Annotated in this window: 9 protein-coding genes and 1 pseudogene; 6 read left to right on the forward strand and 4 right to left on the reverse strand. The window is 44.5% G+C overall.

Going from position 1 to position 23,365, the window contains the following annotated elements; genetic code table 11:
- Nucleotides 1-14: 14 nt before the first annotated feature.
- From DYI03_RS10365 to DYI03_RS10380, 4 genes are all read right to left on the reverse strand, one after another.
- Complete coding sequence (locus tag DYI03_RS10365; RefSeq protein WP_021669202.1) at nucleotides 15-209, reverse strand: hypothetical protein; 195 nt, start codon at nucleotides 207-209, stop codon at nucleotides 15-17.
- Nucleotides 210-512: 303 nt separating this feature from the next.
- The gene (locus DYI03_RS10370; protein WP_025064838.1) at nucleotides 513-704 is read right to left on the reverse strand and encodes a hypothetical protein; all 192 of its coding nucleotides are present in this window, start codon (nucleotides 702-704) and stop codon (nucleotides 513-515) included.
- 63 nt (nucleotides 705-767) lie between these two features.
- Complete coding sequence (locus DYI03_RS10375; protein ID WP_021669200.1) at nucleotides 768-2,963, reverse strand: TonB-dependent receptor domain-containing protein; 2,196 nt, start codon at nucleotides 2,961-2,963, stop codon at nucleotides 768-770.
- Nucleotides 2,964-3,230: 267 nt separating this feature from the next.
- Nucleotides 3,231-4,526 (reverse strand): leucine-rich repeat protein, encoded by a 1,296-nt coding sequence (locus tag DYI03_RS10380; RefSeq protein ID WP_242401888.1) that lies wholly within the window; start codon nucleotides 4,524-4,526, stop codon nucleotides 3,231-3,233.
- A 494-nt stretch (nucleotides 4,527-5,020) separates the two neighbouring features.
- On the opposite strand from DYI03_RS10380, the gene DYI03_RS10385 reads away from it, so the two are divergent.
- From DYI03_RS10385 to DYI03_RS10415, 6 genes and pseudogenes are all read left to right on the forward strand, one after another.
- Nucleotides 5,021-6,253 (forward strand): aminotransferase class I/II-fold pyridoxal phosphate-dependent enzyme, encoded by a 1,233-nt coding sequence (locus DYI03_RS10385; protein WP_115367941.1) that lies wholly within the window; start codon nucleotides 5,021-5,023, stop codon nucleotides 6,251-6,253.
- Nucleotides 6,254-6,958, forward strand: coding sequence for a TetR/AcrR family transcriptional regulator (locus DYI03_RS10390; RefSeq protein WP_025064863.1), 705 nt, complete (start codon nucleotides 6,254-6,256; stop codon nucleotides 6,956-6,958).
- A gap of 248 nt (nucleotides 6,959-7,206) precedes the next feature.
- Nucleotides 7,207-8,616, forward strand: a complete 1,410-nt coding sequence (locus tag DYI03_RS10395; protein ID WP_115367942.1) for a DUF4099 domain-containing protein — start codon at nucleotides 7,207-7,209, stop codon at nucleotides 8,614-8,616.
- 306 nt (nucleotides 8,617-8,922) lie between these two features.
- Nucleotides 8,923-9,870, forward strand: a pseudogene (locus tag DYI03_RS10400) (DNA topoisomerase); the annotation flags it as partial.
- 625 nt (nucleotides 9,871-10,495) lie between these two features.
- The gene (locus tag DYI03_RS10410) at nucleotides 10,496-13,468 is read left to right on the forward strand and encodes a hypothetical protein (protein ID WP_115367943.1); all 2,973 of its coding nucleotides are present in this window, start codon (nucleotides 10,496-10,498) and stop codon (nucleotides 13,466-13,468) included.
- A 12-nt stretch (nucleotides 13,469-13,480) separates the two neighbouring features.
- Nucleotides 13,481-23,350 (forward strand): toxin TcdB middle/N-terminal domain-containing protein, encoded by a 9,870-nt coding sequence (locus DYI03_RS10415; RefSeq protein WP_115367944.1) that lies wholly within the window; start codon nucleotides 13,481-13,483, stop codon nucleotides 23,348-23,350.
- Nucleotides 23,351-23,365: the final 15 nt, after the last annotated feature.

A 23,365-nucleotide genomic window follows, 5' to 3' on the forward strand; every position in this document is an offset into this window, starting at 1 on the left:
CTTGCTAGTTGAATTCACCAATTTTTATTTTCCAAAACATTCCATAAATTAGGATGGATAGTTCTTAATCTATTTACGTCGTCATTCGATGCTTTTTCAAATATAGCATATAATTCCGGTAATAAAAAGACAAAATCATTTTCCAATGAATTGTATCCTACTATATAATCCTTGAATGGGAAGAAAATATTATATTTGCTATTCTTCATTTTTTTTATTTATTTTTGCAGAAATAGTTAGGCAAAATACCTAATAGAAGTAAATGAACATAATTAGTCTATACAAAACAAAATATGAAATTCCCTTAACAGAAGATGGAACGGGGAAACAACGAGATTGTTTTATATAAGCTAATAATATTCGCCTACCTATCTGATTACATCATATTATCACAGCTTGTTTTCAAAAAGTTTTTGAAAGTTGAGGTACAAACTCTCCTTAATGTTGTATTATAAAGGGAAAAGTGGGTGATTACTTAATAGTAGATCACCCTCTCTTAATTTATAAGACTTTTAGAAGCAGTTGCAATTATTACCACCGCACTGGCAGTTATTTGCACCGTTACATTGGCAGTTATTGCCAGATGTTGAGTCAGAACCACCACCTTTGAGTTTTAGCAACTGACTGTCTGTCAAAGTTGCAAACCCACCGTCAAGAACACCATTTTCAAGTGTCAACTTGGTTAATTTACTTAAAATTTCCATGATTAAAATGTTAATTAATAAATTTGATTCATAGTTTTTATAGACATAGAATCTTTTCGGTCTTTATTTTATTCGACGCCTAATGTTCTCATTTGCAGTTGCATGCCTTCTGCCTCTTATCGAGTTGTTACCTATTATATAGCTCACTGAGAACTGCAAATATCTAGTGTCTGAACGGTTATCATATTTGTACCTGACATCGTTTGAAGTCATGGTTTCGCACATGCGGTAAGTTTTGAAGATGTCATTCACATTAAGTGAGAGAGACAGCCTGTTTTCCAAAAGATTCGTTCTCACTCCCATATAAAAATAATAATTGGAGGCCACCTTACTATATGAACTAATGTAAGGGAGTTCATAGTAAAATCCAAAATTCAGTATCCAAGTTTTCTTTTTATTCAAGAGAAAATCATTCTGGGTCATGAAATTACCGCTTATCCTATCTATCATTGGAGGAGCTTCCGAAAGAATTGCCCTCTTGTTGATATAGTAAAATGTAACATTATTATAGGAGTTCCACCACCACCACTTGTTGAATGTATAGGATTCGGACATCCCCACGCTATAGTAATTTATGAAATTGCTCGGGGAACGCTTGATAATCTTTGTGGTCGGGTCGATTGTCGGGTATATCGCATAGTCGTCAGATACATGGCTATACCATACTTTATGGACAAATATACCCGAAGAAAGCATTAAATCCAGGTTGTCGGAATAAGAAGGCTTCAGAGACGTATTTCCTACGCTGTAGTCGTATTGACTGGTATAAGTCTTAAATGGATTCATATCATAGAAATACGGTCTGTTTATCCTTCTGCTGTAACTCAAGGAAAGAGATTTAATGTCTGACAACTTATACAAAACATAAGCAGAGGGAAAAGCATTGAGATAATGATGTTTATTGGCTTGATCAATGGTAAGAGACCGGCCTTCAGTATAAGTTTGCTCAACCCTTATGCCAAATTGCATGCTAAACCTTTTACTTAAGCTTTTACTGGCAGACAAGTATAAAGCTGCTATATTTTCCTTATATTTAAAATAGTTGCTTTGGCTATTGTCAACGATCTGGCTACCGGAAAGATTGTCATAGAACGTGTAGTCATTGCTATTGGTCGTAAAATCCAACTGCCCGCCAAAGTTCAAATTTATCCACTGTAATGGCAATTCCACATCCACTTTTGCCGCATAGTTGGACACTTCGCTCTTGTTTCTGCTGATATTCGCATAATAACTGCCTGCTATCTGCTCCCTATCAGGAAAATAGCTTGCCCCATAATCGCTCGTGGAGTCCTTATTGGTGTTCCTCAAATAATCTAAATCTATCTTTATCTTTTTTCCAAGCGAATCCAATCTGACTATACCATGAACATTAAGGACATGGGTATACCCTTTATGTATTTTATCATTGAAAGTCTCCATGTAGGATGACATATTGTTATTTGCATCCATAATTTCGGTATTAAACTTGTATTGCCTAAAGGGATTATTCGTTTTATGCCCCAAATAATTCATGCCAATAGTCAATGTCCGGCTCGCATCATAGTCAACACCAAAGTTCACATTCATGAAGTTATAACTCCGCTTTAATGGCGCTGACAGATGCCAAGTCTCAACAGGGTAATAAGTAAATCGGTCCATGACATATCTGTCTTTCCCAGAAGCTGTCGAGATATTGGAGGATATGGAGAGCTTCTTCTTCCTCAAATTAAAGTCTGCTCCGCTCTTATTATCCCCATAAGTAGCCTGCTGATAGGTATTTCTCAATATCAGCGACCAAGTACCGACTTTAGCCTTTTTCAATATAATATTAACCAATCCGCTGTTACCCTGTGCTTTATATTTTGCCGGAGGCGTGCTAATAACCTCTATGCTTTTAATTGTTGTTGAAGAAATTCCTCTTAGAAAATTTATAAGGCTTTCACCACTTAACTTCACAGGACGTTCATCTACCATGACTGTCATTTCGTTTTTGCCGATCATTGTTATCTGTTCATTTTGCACTTTTATTCCGGGAGTAATCTTCAGTGCGGCCAAAGCGTTACCGCCATTGCTCACAATAGAGTTTTCAACATTGAAGATCAAACGGTCGGGCTTTTGGGTGAAAATCCTTTTATGCGCGGTGACAGTGACCCCCTCTAAATTATAGACTTTCTCCAATGAGTCTATCTTGGTCGCAAGACTGTCCGTTTGAGCATTTGCATAACAAATCACCATATTAAAAAGAATTATACCTATTATTAGTTTTGTCTTTTCTGCCATCTTTTACTTGGATTTACTACTTATGGTTCTATAGCAATTGCTATTGAGCAAAGTTATTGTTTAATAATATTTGTTCCTGTTTTATAGAAAGTTATTTCTTGACTTGAAGATAGCTTTGTATTTAGCTTTCTATATCTTTATTATGTCCTCCCCAAAAGGATTGAATTATTTTCATATTACTAATGTTCGATTATTTTATTCTTCAACAAAGCTTATTTAAAGCAAACTTGCCCCAATCGAAACAAGTGCAAACCCTTACTTTGCGATTTATTCCTCAATAATTTTTTGAAATCTAGACCAATTGCGCGTGTTATGATATAATTCTACTGTACCTTTAGGCACGTAAAGAGTACACCCTTCTATTTTGGGAACTATGCGAACCTCAAGAGGTTCTAACCATTTAAGGTGAAGTTTTGAAACAGAACAACCTAAGAAGGCTTCAACTCCCATATTAACAACTGTAGCTGGAATTGTTAGTTCATTCAATGTAGATTTTGTCGTGAAAGCTTGATTTCCAATGGAGGTAAGGCTTACGTTGGATATAAGCTTGATTTCTTGCAGTCTAATACATCCATAAAATGCTTTACTATTAATTTCCTCTACATCAGCAGGGATATCTATTGTCTTAAGGCTTTTACACCCAGCAAAAGCAGAATAACCAACTATTTTCAGATTTTTAGGGAGAATAATGCTCTTCAAATTAGTAGCATTGCTGAAAACTCCCGATGGTATCTCACTGTACATAAAAACATCTTCAAATATTTTAGATGAGCGCCAACCGAAATACTCATATGGATTTTGATTACCTGCAACTATATTACATTCTGAGAGGTCTATATCTACAGGATATTGGTATAGGCTTTCATTTGTATCCATGAATAAATTTCTCAACAAGATAAAATCAAGACCATTAATATTACCTATTAATTTAAGCGATCTGATACGCCGAAGATTAGTTAAGTCATTTCCCATGAGCACTTGTAGGCAGCCCGGTTTCTTACATATTATGGTCGTTGTGTTAGTAAAAGGGGCAGGCTCTTGAACCAGACATGGACCACAATCCTGATTTGCAGTTTTCCCATCAATTTTAAAATCAACAGAAGCGACTCTACCTAATCCCTCATTTTTATCAATGGCAACAGTTATTGCGTATTCATTGGCACCACTTGGAATAGTCTTAACCACTCTTGCCCACTTACAATCAGCAGGATAAACCTCAGCAGAAAGTTTTCCATTCGCCTTTACACGAATCTCGAAATCCCCTCCTTCTGAATCTTGATAATAGCAATTTTGATCCGAGATAATCTTGGATGAACCATCTTGAGTAATACCAATTATAATGGTCTTCCTCTGAACTTTTAAGAGAATATGTCCAACTCTCGAAGTAACATCTTTGTTCTCCAAAACCTCAATGTTCAGTTCGCCTTTCCCATTAGAGAATGTTAGAATAGGCTTTATCCAATCATCTTTAGATGAAGCAGAGACTCCCACTTGATCATCAGTATAGAAAACAAGAGAAAGTTTTTTCTTTCCATAGTCAGTTTTAATTCCATCATGAATCATTTTTCTTGATTCTTGCGACCAAGATATACCTATTTCCGATTCATCGTCATGGCACGATACTATAGTCATAGTAACAAATAGCACGATTGCACACATTAGTGAACTGAAAAAATGTAGTTTCATGTGATTTTGTTTAAAAGTTAATATTTTAATCGTTTCAAATAAAATTATATTCTTTACTATTCGAAAGGTAAAGATCAAATATCAATAGATTACTTTACCATGTATTTAGTCGTATATATTCAATGCCCATAAGGGTTATACAAGAACAGAGCTTCTTTACCGACTCTTTGCTCACAAATATATTTCTTCCAAGAGTATATTTCATAATTCAAAGCTAACAAATAAATAATACTAATTTTACAATCATGGGACAAATATACAAATCTATATTGTTTATAACAAGTAAAAGCAGTTTTATTTTTTCAAAATTTGTAATTTCTTAGTATTTTCGCTATATTTATGGCATTATTTACTATATATACATTGTTTATATGAATAAAAATATTATTTCATTAAAGGATTTCGAGATTACTCCAAACGAGAATGTTATCGAGCGTAGCCATAATTTCCAAAGTTACATTGACCAAATGGAGCAGTTCGGCTGCAAAAGTTATTGGGTCATGGCAAGAACAGGAGTTGGAGCCAAGATGCAAATCGAGGGCTATGACGGTGAAGTTTCCGCATATATTTCTAATGATTACCTTGGTATGTCGCAAAGGACTGAGACCAAGGAGGCTGGTATAAATGCCGTCCTGAAATACGGTACAGGGGCAAGTGCCGCTCAAGCCATAGGAGGCTATTTAGACATCCATCAGCAGTTGGAACAAGGCATTGCAAAGTTTGTAGGACAAGGAGATGCCATTCTATTTTCATCAGGTTTTGGTGCCAATGCAGGTTTGCTCCGTGCTATATTGGGAAAAAATGACATAGCCTACATTGATTCGTATATCCATACCAGTGCCAAAAGTGGTTTAATTGGAACCAATGTAAAGCATATAGGACACAACGACATTGACTATCTTGACATGATCCTTGAGCGAGAAATAGGAAAATATCAAACTCGATTAGTCATCATTGATGGTGTCTATTCTCAAAATGGAGATTTATCAAAACTTCCAGAGTATATTGCAGTCTGCAAGAAACACAATTGTCTTCTTATGATGGATGATGCTCACGGCATTGGTGTTATGGGAGAAAACGGCAGAGGAACAGCCGACTATTATAATTGCTTGGGACAAGTAGATATTATTACAGGAACTTTCAGTAAGTCTTTCGGATGTGTCGGTGGTTTTGTTGCCGCGTCAGAAAAACTGATTCAGTATCTGAGATATTATGCTGACAGTAATGTCTTTTCCGCAGCAATGACTCCACAGGTTACAGCATCTTCACTGAAGGCACTGGAACTTATACAGACACGTCCTGAAATTCGCAAGAAATTGTGGACCAATGTCAATTATCTGCGCAAACGACTAACAGAGGAAGGCTTTGATATAGGCTGCTCGGTATCAGCCATATTTCCTATTATGGTCAGGGACAATAGAAAAGTATATGAAATAGCACGTGAATTACAAAAAAGATGTATCTTTGTAAGCGGTATCACATACCCTGCGGTAAGAACCAAGGAAGCACGGCTTAGAGTCAGCGTGTTGGCTTCCCATGAAATAGTACAGTTGGAACAATTGGTGACCGCCCTTGTGGAAATCAGAAAATCAATACCTTTTTAGATGGCAGAAGAAGAAAACAAACCCAAAAGATACAGAAGGACAAACGTCGATATACAGGCAGACATTATCAAGGCAGCAGAAAGCCTGATCAAGAAGAAAGGCTTTGCATCAATGCTGGTGACAGAACTCATCAAGAAAGCCAGAATCGAACCGCTCGTCTTCTATAACAGATATGACAATCTTAGCGAGTTTTATGATGAATTCGTTAAGAGATACGACTATTGGTTTAAGGATGTACTCACTGGTGTTCAACTTCCTACAGATTCAGAATTGGGCTATATCAGTATTTTCAAGGAAGTACAGAAAGCACTTCAAGATAAATCAGTGATGTTGGAACTGTTACGCTGGGAGATTGCTGAAGGAAATGAGACCACAGTCCGTACGGCCATGCTCAGAGAAATGCACACTTTACCTCTTGTCAATATCTATGAAGAGAAATTCAAGGACACTGGTATAGATATATCCGCCATATCATCCCTGATAATCGGTGGCATTTATTACCTAAACCTTCACAGAGAGCGTTCCAAATTCTCAGACATTGACTTGAATACGGAACAAGGTAGAAAACGTATAGAAAATGCCTTAGAGGAACTTGGACACATGATATTCCACTACCATGAAGTTAATAATTATAAAAAAATAGTGGCTGAAAGAATGAAAGAAAATGGCATCAGTGATGAAATCATAAAAAAGTGTTTGGATTAAACGATACAGTTCAAAGAGATTCCCCACTTATCCAGCGTGATAATTGGGGATTTTCTTATTATAGCAACTATATCTTACTTCGCAAAGCGGCATTTTAGAAATCCTGTAAGTAAGATCTTACGACACACAAACGACTATTTCCTGTAATCTCCCTTTATTTCCTGCTTTTCCAAATCTCTTTTCCATCTCTTTATATACCTATAATTTAGCAGCTTGATAACAATATTCATCATTAAAATTATCAAGCAATGGAATCAAACAGCAATGACAATTACGTGCTGGTCTTGGAAGACCGCACGGAGGTAAAGAACGAAAAGGAAGCGGGTAAACTCTCCGTAATTTCTGGTATTGACGACAAGGGTAACCTTAAAACCACCGAAGCAATCGCTGCGAATCAGGCAGCGTTCTTGAAGTTTAACAACAAGGACGGACTTCTAAAAAACTTCATGAGCAATTTTCTCCGTCAGTTCAACGACCCATCTCGCTTCGGACTGTACAAAGTTTTGGCAAACAATGTAGAACAAGGTGTGGACAATCTTCGCACCATGTTGCAAAGTCGTGAAAAGCCAGAAAGCAAACAGCAACTGACAGAGATTGGAGTATCCTTTGACGATTATCTGCCGAAAAAGAAGAACGCCACAGTCATTGATGAGTCGAAGATTGATTGGAAGCAACTCGACAACCTCGGTCTTACCCGTGAACGACTGGAACAAAGTGGAGAGTTAGAAAAGATGCTTTCTTGGCAGAAGAGTAACCTTGTTACTATTGCCGTACCTATTGGTGATACAACTATCTACACCGAAGCACGCCTTGCTTTCCGCACGGATGACAATGGCAATGTCGGCTTAGCTATCCACCCTTTACGCAAGGAGCCACAGCTCGACTTCCCCTATATGGGTTACAAGTTCTCTCCCGAAGAAAAGGAGGCACTCCTCACTATGGGCAATCTCGGTAAAACCATAGAAGTGACTCCCAAGAACGCTGAGTCTTTTTCTGCTTACGTCTCTATCGATCCGCAGACCAATGAGATTATCGCCCTGCGCGCCGACCGTGTAAACATCCCCAAAGAAATCAAGGGCGTGACACTTTCTGACACTCAGTATAAAGACCTTGTGGAAGGTAAAGCCGTGAAGGTGGAAGGAATGACTGCCAAGAGTGGTAAGTCCTTTGATGCCACGCTTCAAGTTAATGCCGAGAAGAAAGGCATTGAGTTCATCTTTGGCAACAACAAGAGTTTAAGAGAACGACAGGAACACAAACAGACACAGCAGCAAGGCATCCCGCATAAGCTTTGCGGCTTAGAGTTATCAGAAAAACAGCGTGAAGCCTTGGATAGCGGTCGTACACTATATCTAAAGAATATGGTGGACAAACAGGGACAACCTTTCAACGCATATGTTCGCATGGACAAGGAACAGAACCGCCCACGTTTTTACAAGTGGAATCCTGACAAGAAGCAGGAAACTGGCAAAGAAAAGGTGATTGCTGTAGCCGAAGAACACAAAACACAGGTAGCTGTCAACAACCACGGCAAGACGAATGAAGCTACCAAGAACGTGAAAGAACCGCTGAAAACGGGACAGACACAGCCTACTGCTGCCCAAAAGCAAAAGCAGGACGAGAACAAACAGAAGAAGTCTCGTGGACGCAAAATGTAAAACGAGAGAGCCACACAAGTGGCTCTCCGTATTGGAGGGAGGGGGAAATCATTTATTTTTACCGACGTAATATTGGCTTTAACGGAACTTCTTACTCCCATTTCTCCCCAAATTCCAAAAGTTATAGTCTTCTCTGTATCCATCATAATATAATCCTTTATGTTAATATAATTCACAAATAGTGTCGAAACACTCAAAGTTAGCTCTATTAAGTTGGGATAAAGAGGAACATTAAAGAGCAGCATTATGCCGAAACAAATGCTAATTAATATTTTGCAAAGTTACAAATAAATATTATAAAAACAAATGAATATATGTATTATTGCCGAGAAACCCTCGGTAGCCAGAGACATAGCCCGCATCGTAGGAGCAACGAGCAAGCAAGACGGATATATGGAAGGCTGCGGCTACCTCGTCACTTGGGCAATGGGACATCTCATAGCCCTTGCCATGCCCGAAGCCTACGGTTTTTCTGCCTATAAAGCTGAAGACTTACCCATCCGTCCCAATCCTTTTCAGTTAGTGGTACGACAAGCGCGCAGGGACAAGGAGTATGTATCAGATCCTGCGGCATTGAAGCAACTCAAAGTGATACGCTCCTGTTTTGACAAGGCAGATCGTATCATTGTCGCCACCGATGCAGGGCGAGAGGGTGAACTCATCTTTCGCTACATCTATCAATATCTAGATTGTAAAAAGACTTTCGAAAGACTTTGGATAAGTTCACTCACAGACAAGGCTATCCGTGAAGGACTTTCCAACCTCAAGCCTGGTATCCATTACGACAATCTCTATCATTCTGCCAAGGCAAGAAGCGAAGCTGACTGGCTGGTGGGTATCAATGCAAGCCGTGCCCTGTCCATCGCACGCAAAGGCGGTTACTCTTTGGGACGAGTACAAACCCCTACACTCGCTATGGTCTGCCGTCGGTACATAGAAAATCGTGATTTTTCTTCCGTCCCCTATTGGAAACTCTCCGTAGCAGCAGAGAAAGAGGGCGTATCGCTGAAAGCCGTGAGCGGAAGTGCATTTGACAATGAAGCCGATGCACAGTCCGCTCTCGCCATGCTTCGCGAACAGAGCCGGCTTACCGTGACTTCGGTCGCAAAAAAGGTGGGACATACGTCGCCACCCCTCTTGTACGACCTCACTGCCTTGCAGAAGGAAGCCAACAGACGCCAAGGCTTTTCTGCAGACAAAACCCTCTCGATTGCCCAGAGCCTCTATGAGAAGAAAATCACGACCTATCCCCGCAAAAGATTTCAGAATTTTATATCTTTCAGATAATCAATAGAATAACACCGAATAAAGAAGAAAAGGGTTACGATTTGGAAACGAGCGAGTTTCTTTCCCTCTCTTTATTCTGCAATGCCTCAAAGACCACTTATCTAACGTTGCAAAGGTAGTCTTTATTTTCGATGAAAACAAAAGAAATCCACACTTTTATCAGTCCGTTTCATTTTTCCGCACTTGAATTGCCGTTTTATGCCCAAAGCCCATCTCATCGTGAATTTGCTGTCTAATACTTCCTTTTTATTGTCTTCATCATCCTTTTGCGTGTTAAAAATAAAATTTTTCTGTGCAATTCCTTGCAAATTAAAGAAGAATAACCTATATTTGAACTTAGGAAAAAACAACTTAAACGCTCATGCTTATGAAGACAACGTTGATTTTACCAATTTCAGCCCCCTTGACATAAGGAACGCCACTTTCGGCAGTCAAGAGAGATATGCAGGACTCGTTGAAAAGGCTTTGCATTAATCAATTTTCGCACACACGATACAATCCATCCCACTTTTATTTTACGGATTTTCTCTCTTTACCGTTTTTATTGCGGGTATCTTATCAGACTGAAAAAGAACATAGACAGTATTAACTTATGGGACGACATTTACACGAAACAGCATTTCTAATAGTTACAGCCTTATTCAGTCCCGTGCAGTCCCGTGCGCAGTCACCCGGTCAGGTCAGCGGTGCGGAGGCATGGCTGAAGACCGTCCCCCTGACGATGGATCTGCATGGGTACTATCATTGGCGCGACTTCTCGGGCGACTCCGTTAGAACCAACCTCTACGATGCCAAGGGCGCAGCCTACGGTGGTGAGTTCACGCAGCGGCACACATGGATACGGACTTTCAACTTCAACCCCGCCCTGAACTTCTCCGAGGGGAATCAGCCGAAGGAGAGCCTGCTGAAATACTCCAACCTCGCGCAGATGACCGTCATCGGGGTGTTTGCCCCGACGACTATCGCCTATAACAAGGACGAGGTGCTATATGCCGTCAACGGACGCAAGGGTGCGGGAAGCCTCGTGAACAGGGACAAGGCGGTCGGGCAGCAGGGCATAGAACCGCTCAACTACGGAAGCACCGTCGGCGAGGATCTTCTTTATTCGGGCGGCGAGAGGCAGACCGCAGAGGAGTTCAAGTCCACGAGTCCCCGCATCGTCTCATACATCAGGGCATACGCCCCCGTGCATTCCGTGTGGGGAGAAGGCAGACGTGCGACCATCACCACGGGAATATACCGGGACGGAGACGTCAATTTCACGACAGCCTTTGACAAGTCCCTGTTCGGGGGCGGTGCGCTCAATGGCTACACGCCCGAGCTCATCGCATACGGCAGGACACTTACACCGCTGGAGCGCAGGCAGGTGGAGACCTACCTCGCCATCAGGTACGGCATCACGCTCAGCGGCTCGTACTACACGGGTACGGGCGACCTCTCATGGGACAGGGACGAAAGCGCCGCCTACCACCACAGGGTGACGGGCATCTGGCGCGATGATGCGGGCGACCTCTTCCAGCCCCTCTCCACGACGAGCTACGAGGAAGCACCAAGATACTCTACTGAAAAGACATACGACAGCTTCAGAGACGCAGACCCATACGGCCTGCCGACGATCCAACGCCTTCTCGTCATGGGACGCGAGGATGGCTCGCCCATGCCCGACGGCGGCTACATGCTATGGGGCGATGACAACGGCTCCACGACCACCGAAGAGACAGAAGGCAAGACGCCGTGGCACGTCATGAGTCGCAGGTGGCTCGTCAGGACGAACATCGACTCCACCGAGTACAGGAAGGACATCTGGACGCAGAACGGCATCACCGTCACCTCAGACGGCTTCACGGATGCCGTGTCGCAGGCAGAACCCAAGGAGGGGGCATATATTGTCAGCTCCCCGCTCGACACAGGAAACGGCACGATGGAATACACCAACCCGAGGCTCCATCCCGCCTACAACGTGGGCTTCACCGAGGCATCGGGCACGAAGTGCGCCTACGGCTTCAACGTCAGCGTACGCGGCGAGATCCGAATCGTAGAGGACGGAACAATACAGAATCGTGTTTTAACAGGCAATACGGGCGAAAAGAGTTTCATCGTACGCAGGAAAGGAAACAGCGTAACTCTGCTCATAGACGGCCGGGGCAGCAAGGAACTGCAGATAACCGTACCTGGTGAAAGCACGGCAAAGGCAGCCTGCATGATTTTCGAGATCGCAAGCGGCGAGACTGCATTAAATATCCCCAGACTGCGCAGAAATGGATTCGGAGACAGCGGCAACATGGTCGAGCTCGGATATGGAGTCCTCGCCAAAGGCAACAAGTTCGCAGGCACGGACTACCGCAACGTCTTCATGCTCATAGACAGAGGTGCGGGCGACAAGACAGACATACGGGAAAACACCATCATCAGATGCTCGCGCAAGGACGCGAGCCGTGAAAAACTCGTCTTCGACAACATCTTCATGGACACCGACGGCAGTGGATCCGACACGTTCACCTTCGCCAGCTTCGACGGCATACTGACACGGCTGACACCGCACGATGCGAGCTGCACGGGCGGAAAGCCGCGAAAGGACGGCAGTCTTGACATCAGCATGGTGGTCGGCCTGCCGAGTTTTTCATACAGCCTGTTGGCGGACTCCGTGGAGAATATGGAGAAAGGTGCCGTAGCTTCACGGGGAAACTTCACCACGAAGACATACACGGTGAAGAACCTGCTCCCGGGAAACTACAGTCTGCTCATTAAGCAGAACGCGGGCATCGACATCACGGCGGAGAGCACGGGAGGCGTCGAGTATGCCCATGCGGTCGGTCGACGAAAGCAGGGAGAGGTCACATGGACTATTCCCTCGCTCACCTCCGACTACAGGGCGGGACTCTGCACCACGCTCGGACTGGGAAAGAACATCCTCCACGGCTTCGACGTGAAGAATGCCACGGCACAAGTCGTGGTCGAGGGTAAACCCATGGGTGCTGCCGTCACCCTGAATGGAGGTGACGCACTCGGCATCATCTTCACCCCCGACACGGTAAGCTATACGGTAAACGGCATCGTCGTCCACCGTGCGGCCAAGAAAGCCGGTCTCGGCTGGCTCTTCGGCATGGGCTTCAACAAGGGACTCTCGACCATCGACGGGCTGAGCATCGACGGTGGAGACTTCGCCCTGACGAGCGTTTCGAGGGGCGTGGCCTACGAGACGAAGAAGGCGGTCGAGGACAGCATGGCGGTAATTATCGGCAGCGAGTGCAGCCCGAACGTGCCCAAGGCACAGGCAAGGTCGGCAGAAAACACCTCCTCCATCGAGAGACAAGCCCATTCTGCCCTCACCGTGACAAGGAAGGACGGGACTGGTATGGCGTTCAGTGCCGAGCTGAGACTTGCCAAGGAGACCGATGCCGAACTGCTCGTCTATGACACATCAGGAAGACTGCTGAGCCGGACGGACATGACGGGAGGCACCATCAAGCGTGCCGACTTCACCGTACCGCAGACGGGCGTGTACGTCGTTAAAGCACTCACCTTAGAAGAGGAATTCACAAGGAAGATAATGGCAAACTACTAAACCCCAACGGCTATGAAGACAAAGCATTACCTCATATCGGCGACATTACTGATAGCCATCACCGCAGCCATCGCTGCGACGCATATATACAAGGGACAGGACAGTGTACGTGAGAACAACGGCACAAGTATATCACAGGAGACAGCACAGACCGAGACGTCCACGAAGAACGTCCATAATGCAGAAAAAGCTACGCAGGGAATATCACGGACGGCAAGGAAGGAGGATAAGTCAAAGACGACAGCAGTAGCAACTTCTTCCGTTATGGAGACCATCTACACGGCAGACCATGCCTCGGGCATCATAGGACAGCCCGACGGACGGGTTTCGGACAACCCCGAGGACAACATCTTCGAGATAACAGTCGAGAAAGTCTCTCCAAATATGCGCGCATGGCTTGTCTATGACCTCAAGGGCGTAAGTTCTGGTCAGGGCATCAGCAGGAGCATCAACGATCGCACGGCTGTCGGCGGCTACCTTACGGTTCTTTCCAAGGACTGGAAGACCGTCAGGGAGGAAATAAGCCCCGAGTGGCTGAAGGACGGCAGGAACACCGTCCTCTTCACCATTCCGACGGATGCTTCCTACGCCTATTCGGTCAGGAACGTACATATCGAGACCGTAGCGGATGCTAAGACAAAGACTAATACCAATAAGCAGGAAGAAATAATCCTTTCCTCCGCCCCCATAGCCTATGACGGTCAGACCTACCTCCACGGCTTCGTGCGAGGGAAGGCAAGCCGTGTCTCAGTGAACGGCACAATCCTCACCGTCCATGACGGAGAATTCGAGGGCATCGTGCCATCGACGGGCAGACACCTCACGCTCACGGCAACCATTGCGGGCAGGAACATCAGCAGGACAATAACACCCATACAGGGAGGTAGGGCGGACTACGCCCGTGCCTTCGTGTCCGTCGGTGGAAAGGCAGAGAAGCGGTTCCTCGCGCACAGGGCGGACAGCATCGCCATCGGCGGCAACGTCCTTTCCGTGAAGGCTGCGGACATCGCAAGGGATGGCAGATACTCCGTCACGGCACTCCGCGAGACGGACATTCCAGCCCTTGACTACGGCATGACCAACGTCACCGCCAAGGGAGACGGCTACCGTTTCCTTCCCCACGGCAACCACTTCGAGGGCAAGGGTGCGACGGTGAAGATAAAATACGACCGCACGCGAATCCCGAGCGGTTTTACAGAAGACGATATCAACACCTATTACTTCGACAAGAACACTAAGCACTGGGTGGCACTGGAAAGAGTTAGGGTGGATAAGAAAGAGACCTGCGTCGTGTCACGCACCACGCACTTCACCGATATGATCAACGGTGTCATCAAGGCACCGGAGTCACCCCAGACCGATGGATTTACCCCGACGATGATGAACGACATCAAGGCAGCGGATCCGACATCAAAAATCAATCTCATTACACCTCCTACAGCCAACAACCGAGGTTCTGCCAATCTTCAGTATGGCTTTGAAATGCCTCCCGCACGCAATGGTATGGCTCCATCTTTGGGCATACAGTACAGTAGTGAAGGCGGTAGTGGATGGCTTGGAGAGGGTTGGAATCTCTCTGTTCCTTCTATTACGTTGGATACACGTTGGGGCGTACCAAGATACGATACAAGTAAAGAAACCGAGACCTATTTGATGTCGGGTTCTATGCTTTCCACGATGGGTGACGACGGCAAGATGGGTGTGGCTCACCGTGGTGAGAAGATGAACCGAAAAGCGGACAGACAGTTCTACACTCGGCAGGGAGGAGATTTCAGCCGTATTATCCGAAAGGGTAATTCTCCTGCCGACTATACTTGGGAAGTAACCGACAAACAGGGAATCAAATATATTTATGGTGGAGAAGGTGCCGTTCTCAAAGGTACCATCACCGATGCAAGCGGTCAAAGCCGTGAGGTGATTACCGAATGGAAGCTCAAACGTGTGGAAGAAACACACGGTGATTATATCGAATATGTCTATGAGACAGCCGACGAACCTGTTCGTGGTGGACTTGTGGCAAAAGCCATTTATCTTAAGGAAGTACGTGCTGGTAATAGCGGACAAGCACCCCATACGGTGGTTGTCTTAGAAGGCAGTAAACAGAAACGACTCAAAAACAACAATGCAAGATATGGCTTCCTAACCTCATCGAATCGTTTGTTAGAGAAGCTAACGGTGCACTTCCAAGGAAGTACGCTCCGCAGTTATGCCTTTACCTATAGCGAGGGTGCGTTCAACAAAGATGTGCTTATGGGTGTTAAGCAACTCGATGATAAAGGCACAGAAGTGTCTTATCAAAAATTTGACTATTATGATGATGTACAGGCTGCTAAGGGGTATGTGCCTTTTAAGGAAAAACAGGAAACATGGAATACGCACAATGACGGACTTGACGCAGGATTTATAAGTCCTCTCAAAGAAGTTGGTGGCATATTCAGCGACAAACCTACTGCCTTAGGAGGAACAACAAGCCTTTCTTATGGTGGCTCTTTCTATGCTGGAGCAGGAGTTGATGATCAAAGTTCTTCAACAAGTGGCACTATTGGTGGTTCTTTTAATTACTCTCATGATAATTCTAAGGGATTATTGACTTTTGCAGACCTTAACGGAGATGGATTACCCGACAAGATATATCAGGATGGAGGTTCTGTGTACTATCGTCCGCAAATATGCACAGACGAAAAGAAAATAACCTATGGAGAACCTATCAAAGTTGTTGGTATCTCTAAATTTTCTGCTTCATCCAGTAATACTTTCTCCGGAGGACCTGCCATCAAGGCTGGGTGGCAGTATATTATGGCTACTGTTGCTACAAGTACCTCCCGCACAACTACTAAAACCTCTGTATATTTCAGTGATGTTAATGGTGATGGGCTTGTAGATATAGTTTCTAATGGTAAGGTTTATTTTAATCATATAGAATTTGATGCGCAAGGTCATGCTATTCCTCATTTTACGCTTAGCAGCGCCGATACACCAAGCCCCATCATCTATGATGCCAAGAAAATAGATAAAACTATTGGAGAGGTTGATCCTACCGAGCAGGCAGAACTGATTAAATCCTCTCCGATGGAAGATATGGTACGTGTATGGCAGGCACCTAAAGATGGAATTATCAGCATCTCGGGTACAGTTAGTTTGATTACTCCAACAGGCGAATACGATACCGATGAGTATGCTCATGCTGATGGTGTGCGCGTAGCCATTCAGAAAGGTCGTACGGAACTCTGGAACAAGAAAATTACCAAAGGAGATGCAACGGCTTATAATGCTACGGCACAGAATATCACTGTCAAGAAAGGCGACCGCATTTATTTCCGTGTCCAGTCTGGTACGGAGGAAACAAGCAACGGTGCCTTTGACAACGTGAAATGGGCGCCTGTCATTACCTATACAGGTGCGGCAGAAACACTCCCCGGCGGATTATCTACCACTGTTTATCAACCTCAGGAGGGTGCTGTTTATGATGCCAATACACTAACCAATGTGGCAGAGAGCACTTCTTTGAACCTGTCAGGTAAGTTCACCAAACCCGTCACAACAGATGACGTTACGCTCAGAATTGTCGCATCTAATGAGTTAAAAGACAGCTTGGGTAATAATAATCCGAATTATAAAAAAAGAGAAATCTATACCCGTACCTTAGCATGGAATGAAGCGTTTGACGGAGAAATTAAACAGACGATTCCTAATCCGGATGGCTTGACAAATCTAAACTTTGAAATCAGTTCTGCTTCCAATGTGGACTGGTCGAAAGTAAAATGGACACCACAAGTAGAGACCATAGCCAAAGACGGTAGCAAGCAGCAGACGGCAGGAGTTGCCCATTATCTAATCTTTGCTGACATGGTCAGTGAAGGAAAGCCTGTAGTACTTGCTTCCAATGTTTCAACCCTGACAGTTACTCCGAGTATCACGATGCTACCACCAACGGCAAACGGAATGGTAACGATGACTGTCAAGACTGTAGACAAACTGCTGGGTAAAAAGACTTATACTTTCAGTGGTGGCAGTCTTTCAGGAGATCCACTGATAATCACCAGTATCAGTGCAGGCAAGATATGGATAGATTACTTCTATTCAGGTAACATCTCAGGTCAGACAGTAACTTCTGCAGCTACTGTCAGTGGCATAGGAACAGCACAGGCAGGCTTCTATGCCCAGACAGAGAACAAAGGCTTCGGCACAATGTATCGTGGTTGGGGTGGCTTTGTTTATAATGCTTCCGAAGGTAGGTATGGCAAACCTATTGATGAATCACTGCTGAAGCTCCCCGATAGCAAGGATGCCAAGATGGATCCTTTGACAATGGCATTTGTACCAATAGGAACAGACCAAAGTTCATTTGACAGATGGATAGGACAACGAGCAGAATTGTACCTTACAGCTAAAGAGGCTGGGGCTTCAAGACTAACTGAACAAAATGTAATATTAACTAACCCTTTCGAACATATTGATGATATAACAGGAGTTTCCGGTACGTGTCTACAAGGAACCGGTGCTGTAGCTATAACACAGGAAATGGTTGCAACAAGTGATGTCAATCAGGCAGGCATTGCTTTTACATACAATGATGCAAGTGGTAAGAGTGTAACTCGCTCCACTATGATGGATTTCAATGGGGATGGTTTCCCGGATATTTTTCAAAAGGGAATCATACAATATACAAATTCGCAAGGAGGTATCAGTGGCGAAAAGTATAGTGGAATCGGAACCATTGGCAGTGAAAATAAGTCTGAAGGATGGGCATTGGGAAGTGACCCTATTATTTCGATAAGTTCTACGATTGCTCATATTGTAAAAGGAAAGGATCATTCCAGCAACCAAGGCTCCAGCAACAAGGCAAAAGCTAGTATGTCTGGATCTGTCAGTATTCCTCCCTCTAACAAGGATTGGAGCACAGAAACATTCATGGATGTGAATGGAGACGGTCTACCTGATAAAATTATTAAGGGAAATAAAGTTCGACTTAATTTAGGGTACAACTTCACAGAACCGATTGATTGGGGAATTGATCGAATACAAGGAGGTAAGGGAATTACTTATAACGCCAATATAGGTGGTAGCTTCAATAAGGGGTCATCAAGCTTCGCCGGGGGATACAATGTTGTAACCTCTAAGAATGGAGAAGAGTATAATCTCTCTGATGTAAATTCTGACGGATTACCAGATAAGGTATGGCGCAATGGCAAGACTATTATGGTGGCACTTAATATCGGTAATGGCTTTATGGATGCCATTCAGTGGAAAGGGCTTTCTTCTCTTAGCGAATCAGCCTCAACTTCAGAGGGAGCTGAAGTTGCATTTACTGTCAATTTTACCCCAAAGTTAATTCCTGTCAAAATTTCCATAAATCCAGTTGTTTCTGTCAGTCATAGTATAAATCGTAACAACTATGCTTTGCAAGATGTGGACGGCGACGGCTACCTCGACATTGTGGAATCCGATAAGGAAAGTGAACTGAAAGTAACCCGTTCTGCTATCGGCAGAACGAACATGCTCAAGAGCGTGACCAACTCCCTTGGCGGAACCTTTACACTGGACTACGAACACAGCACGCCTACCTACGGCCTGCCCGGTGGTAAATGGGTAATGTCGTCCGTAACCATTGACGATGGTATCCGTGATGATGGACCGATGATGAAGACGATGTTTGCCTATTCTGATGGACAGAAGGATCGCCACGAACGTGAGTTCCTCGGCTTTGGAAAGGTCGTAACCAAGAATATCGACACCGAACAGGGTGAATCCGCAGTCTATCGTCAGGCTGTGCAACTCTACGATGTGTCCACCTACTATGCACAGGGCAATGAGCTTGGAGCGTCTGTAGAGGATGCCAAAGGCAACAAGTACACCGAGACACGCAATGAATATGATGGCTATTATATCACAGCCAACGGTGACAGCTATACTTTCAACAAACAGAAGAAGCTCTGTAGCGACCGCGCCTCTGCCTTCGTGCCGCTCCGCTATACCGCCAATAAGCAGTATGAGGGGCAGGCAACCGGTATCACCACCTCAGAGGCTTGGAATGAGTATTATCTCACAGGTTATCACGGAGAGCTGAAGTCTTACAAGTTCAGTGATAAGGGTAAGTTGGGTGCTGACGGTTCGGGTAAGTTCGACTACCAAACCGCAATACAATATGCTCACAATGATAACAAACATATCTTCGGGCTACCTACCAACGTAACCGTAACGGGCGGTGATGGTAAGACTTATCATCAAGTCTCTGCGACTTACGATTTGAACTATGCCAACCATATCACGCAGATTAAGCAACAACTCGGAAGCGGTGAAGCTGTCTCTGACTATACTTATGATGCTTACGGCAACATTATCAAGACTACGCTTCCTGCTAACAGCAAGGGACAGCGCATGTGGTACACCTACCGCTATGAGCCGGTGATGAATATGTATGTGGAGCGCATAGACGATGCATTTGGCTACCGTAGCGAGGCAGCCAACTTCGACTACCGCTATGGTATGGCACTCCGCCGTATGGATCTCAACCACTTCTATTATGAAACGGATATAGACAACCTCGGACGTGTGAAAGCTGTGCGTGGTCCTAATGAGTTGGCAACAGGTGTGCCTTACATCATTGCCTTTGACTATCAGCCTAAGGCTACTTTCGGCACCAATGGCATCACTGCACCTGCTTACGCAGTGACGAAGCATTACGACATACAGCACCCAAGCGATGATATGGAGACCGTCACCTTCGTGGACGGTTTCGGACGTCCCGTTCAGGTGAAGAAAGACGGTGTGGTAACGACAGCTGCCAAGGGCAGTGCACCCAAGGACGAAACCGTGATGATTGTCAGCGGACGCAATGTCTATGACGCTTTCGGTCGTGTGACGAAGGCATACTATCCAACAACAGAGGCAGTGGGCAAAAAGACAACTTTCAACAAGGCTTTTGATAACGTGTCGCCAACCGTAACGGTTTACGACGTGCTTGACCGTGCCATGAAAGTAACGCTTCCTGATAATGCTGAGACCAAGACGGAGTACTCTACGGACGCAGGTAGCAATGCACTCGTAACGACTGTTACTGATGCGTTGGGTAATCGTCAGGCAACCTATACCGACGGTAGTGGCAAGACCGTGAAGACCGAGCAACTCAGCGGACCTGACGGTACGATTACCACCTCCTTCGAATATGATGGGATAGACCGCCTCGTCAAGGTAACAGACACTGAGGGCAACGTAACGACATCCGTCTATGATATGGGCGACCGTCGCACTGAGGTAAACCACCCTGCAAGCGGTATCACCACCTTTACCTACGATGCTTTGGGCAATGTGCTCACCAAGCAGACAGCCAACCTCAAAAAGGAGGGCAAGACTATCAATTACGAGTACGATTACGGTCGTCTGACGGCGATTAATTATCCTGACCATCCGGAAAACAACGTGAAGTACCATTATGGTGGCATCAACTCTTCGTACAACCGTATCGGCAGACTGATGCTTCGTGAGGACGGCAGTGGCGCGATCGAGTATTACTATGGTAAGATGGGTGAGGTCTTGAAGACGGTGCGCACGCTGATTGTACCTAATCAGGCAGTGGCAACCTACGTAACACAGTGGAAGTACGACAGCCATAATCGCCTATTGGAAATGATTTACCCCGATGAGGAGAAAGTAACCTACGGCTACAACCTCGGCGGACAGGTAGACCATGTGCGTGGTTACAAGTCCTATGGCTACGACTATGTGAACAAGATAGGCTATGACAAGTTCGAGCAGCGCACCTATCTGAAGTATTGTAACGGAGCGGAGACCTTCTACAGCTACGACCCTGCACGCAGACGGTTGCAGAACCTCGTGGTGAATGCTAAGGCAGGCACCATCATGGACAATGCATATAGTTATGATGCAGTGAGCAACGTGCTCGGTATTAAGAACAATGCTCCACTCCCACAGAGTGGTAAGGCAGGCGGACAGATGAGCCACAGTTATACTTATGACCCATTGTATCGTTTGGCAAGCGCAACAGGTACTTATAAGGGAACGGACAATAAATCCGCTTCTTATACGTTGTCTATGGGCTACGACAATATGCACCGTATCACGAGTAAGAAGCAACATCTCACGCAAAATAACGTGCAGTTCGACGGCACGCTCAACGCAGGCTATGAACTCACCTATACTTATCAAAAGGCAGATGGTAAGAAGTTCCAACTCGACAATGTTCGTGATATTAACTACCGCACGGAAGAAACTCCTACGGACAGCACGAATATTAACAACGGACACAAGTACACCTATGATGCCAACGGAAATCTTGTTTACATTAACACCTCTCGTGTAAAGAAAGACAACAAGGAAGACGACAAGGCCAGTGAGCAGAAGTACAAGTGGGATGAGGAGAACCGCTTATTAGCAGCCGACGAGAATGGTTTTGTGAGCAACTATTGGTATGATGCCGACGGCGAGCGAACGGTGAAGACCTCAGGCGAGAACGAAGCCATCTATGTGAACTCTGAGTTCTCTGGAGGCAATACTGGTACGGCAAGGTTCAGTCTCTATGTTAGCCCATACTTGGTTGCAGGGCAAGGCGGCAAGTACACCAAGCACATCTATATCGGTAGTCAGCGTATCGTCAGCAAGCTTGGCGACTTGGCATCTTATGGCGCAGACCCAAGACGAATACCGTATGCAGGCAATGAAGCTGATGGTCTTACCATTAACTACAAGGATAAGTACAACCAGCAGTTACAATCCATTAAAGACAATTACAAAACGTTTGACTTGCCATATAATGGTAAGGACAACGACGACTATGTGAATGGTCAGGGCTTCTGCTGCAACGACGGTACACCGGAGGCAGCACAGGCTCGTACAATGGCACGCACAAGAGCTGTAAACGGCAACTTTAAGCCCAACGACGACTACGAGAAGATGCAGTTCTTCTACCACCCTGACCACTTAGGCAGCAGTAATTACATCACCAACTTGGACGGCGAAGTATCGCAGCATATCGAATATGTACCATTTGGAGAGGTGTTCATAGAAGAACGCAACAACACTTGGAATACCCCTTATCTCTTTAATGCGAAGGAATTCGATGAGGAAACGGGATTGTATTACTATGGGGCGAGATACTATGAACCAAGGTTGAGTTTGTGGATGAGTACGGATATGTTATCAGAGCTTTTCCCCCAGGTAACAGCCTATTGTTATACTGATAATAATCCAATAAAGTACAAAGATCCTGATGGTAATAGAAAATGGCCAGTTAACACTACATACAAAGGAGCTTCAAGGCATATAGATTCTTGGTATGGTCCAAGAAATATTAGCTATGGTTCAAAATTCCATAGAGGACTTGATATTAATTTTGGAACTCAAGATTTTGATTATGGTGCCCCTGTATTAGCTACTCATGATGGAGTTGTTCAGGCTATTAATAGCAGTCCTAAAGGAGGAGGAGGGCGGTTTATTATAATCAATTCTCCTGACGGCAGCTTCCAAACTGGTTATCTTCATCTAAAATCTATAAATGTAGAAGTTGGTCAAAAAATATCAGAGGGTGATGTTATTGGAGAAATAGGAGGTTCTGGAAAAGGTAAAGAACGTGGATATGTTCCCCATCTTCACTATCAAATTAAGAAATTAAATCAGAAAACAAGAAAATACGAACATTTTGATCCAACTCAAGGTAAAGGAAAAAAGATAGAGAATATTGTAGATCCCCAACTTTGGATAAACAAGAAAAGTTCTGATGTAGATATCAACATGTCATCTCCTATACAGCTTCCTGAGGTGATAGTAATAGGAAATGCTCCCCAAAAGAATGATATCGTATTCCCCCCGATTATAAATATTCCTAAAGAGATTAATTTACCTAATTCCACGCAACAAGAGCAATAAAAAATGAGACGGGAT

Source organism: Prevotella disiens, assembly GCF_900454955.1.
Lineage (GTDB): Bacteria > Bacteroidota > Bacteroidia > Bacteroidales > Bacteroidaceae > Prevotella > Prevotella disiens.

Excerpts from the sequence above, each read along its gene's own strand:
- DYI03_RS10365 (WP_021669202.1), bottom strand. The coding sequence starts at position 209 with ATGAAGAATAGCAAATATAATATTTTCTTCCCATTCAAGGATTATATA.
- DYI03_RS10415 (WP_115367944.1), top strand. The coding sequence starts at position 13,481 with ATGAAGACAAAGCATTACCTCATATCGGCGACATTACTGATAGCCATC.
- DYI03_RS10390 (WP_025064863.1), top strand. The coding sequence starts at position 6,254 with ATGGCAGAAGAAGAAAACAAACCCAAAAGATACAGAAGGACAAACGTC.
- DYI03_RS10395 (WP_115367942.1), top strand. The coding sequence starts at position 7,207 with ATGGAATCAAACAGCAATGACAATTACGTGCTGGTCTTGGAAGACCGC.
- DYI03_RS10370 (WP_025064838.1), bottom strand. The coding sequence starts at position 704 with ATGGAAATTTTAAGTAAATTAACCAAGTTGACACTTGAAAATGGTGTT.
- DYI03_RS10380 (WP_242401888.1), bottom strand. The coding sequence starts at position 4,526 with ATGATTCATGATGGAATTAAAACTGACTATGGAAAGAAAAAACTTTCT.
- DYI03_RS10385 (WP_115367941.1), top strand. The coding sequence starts at position 5,021 with ATGAATAAAAATATTATTTCATTAAAGGATTTCGAGATTACTCCAAAC.
- DYI03_RS10410 (WP_115367943.1), top strand. The coding sequence starts at position 10,496 with ATGGGACGACATTTACACGAAACAGCATTTCTAATAGTTACAGCCTTA.
- DYI03_RS10375 (WP_021669200.1), bottom strand. The coding sequence starts at position 2,963 with ATGGCAGAAAAGACAAAACTAATAATAGGTATAATTCTTTTTAATATG.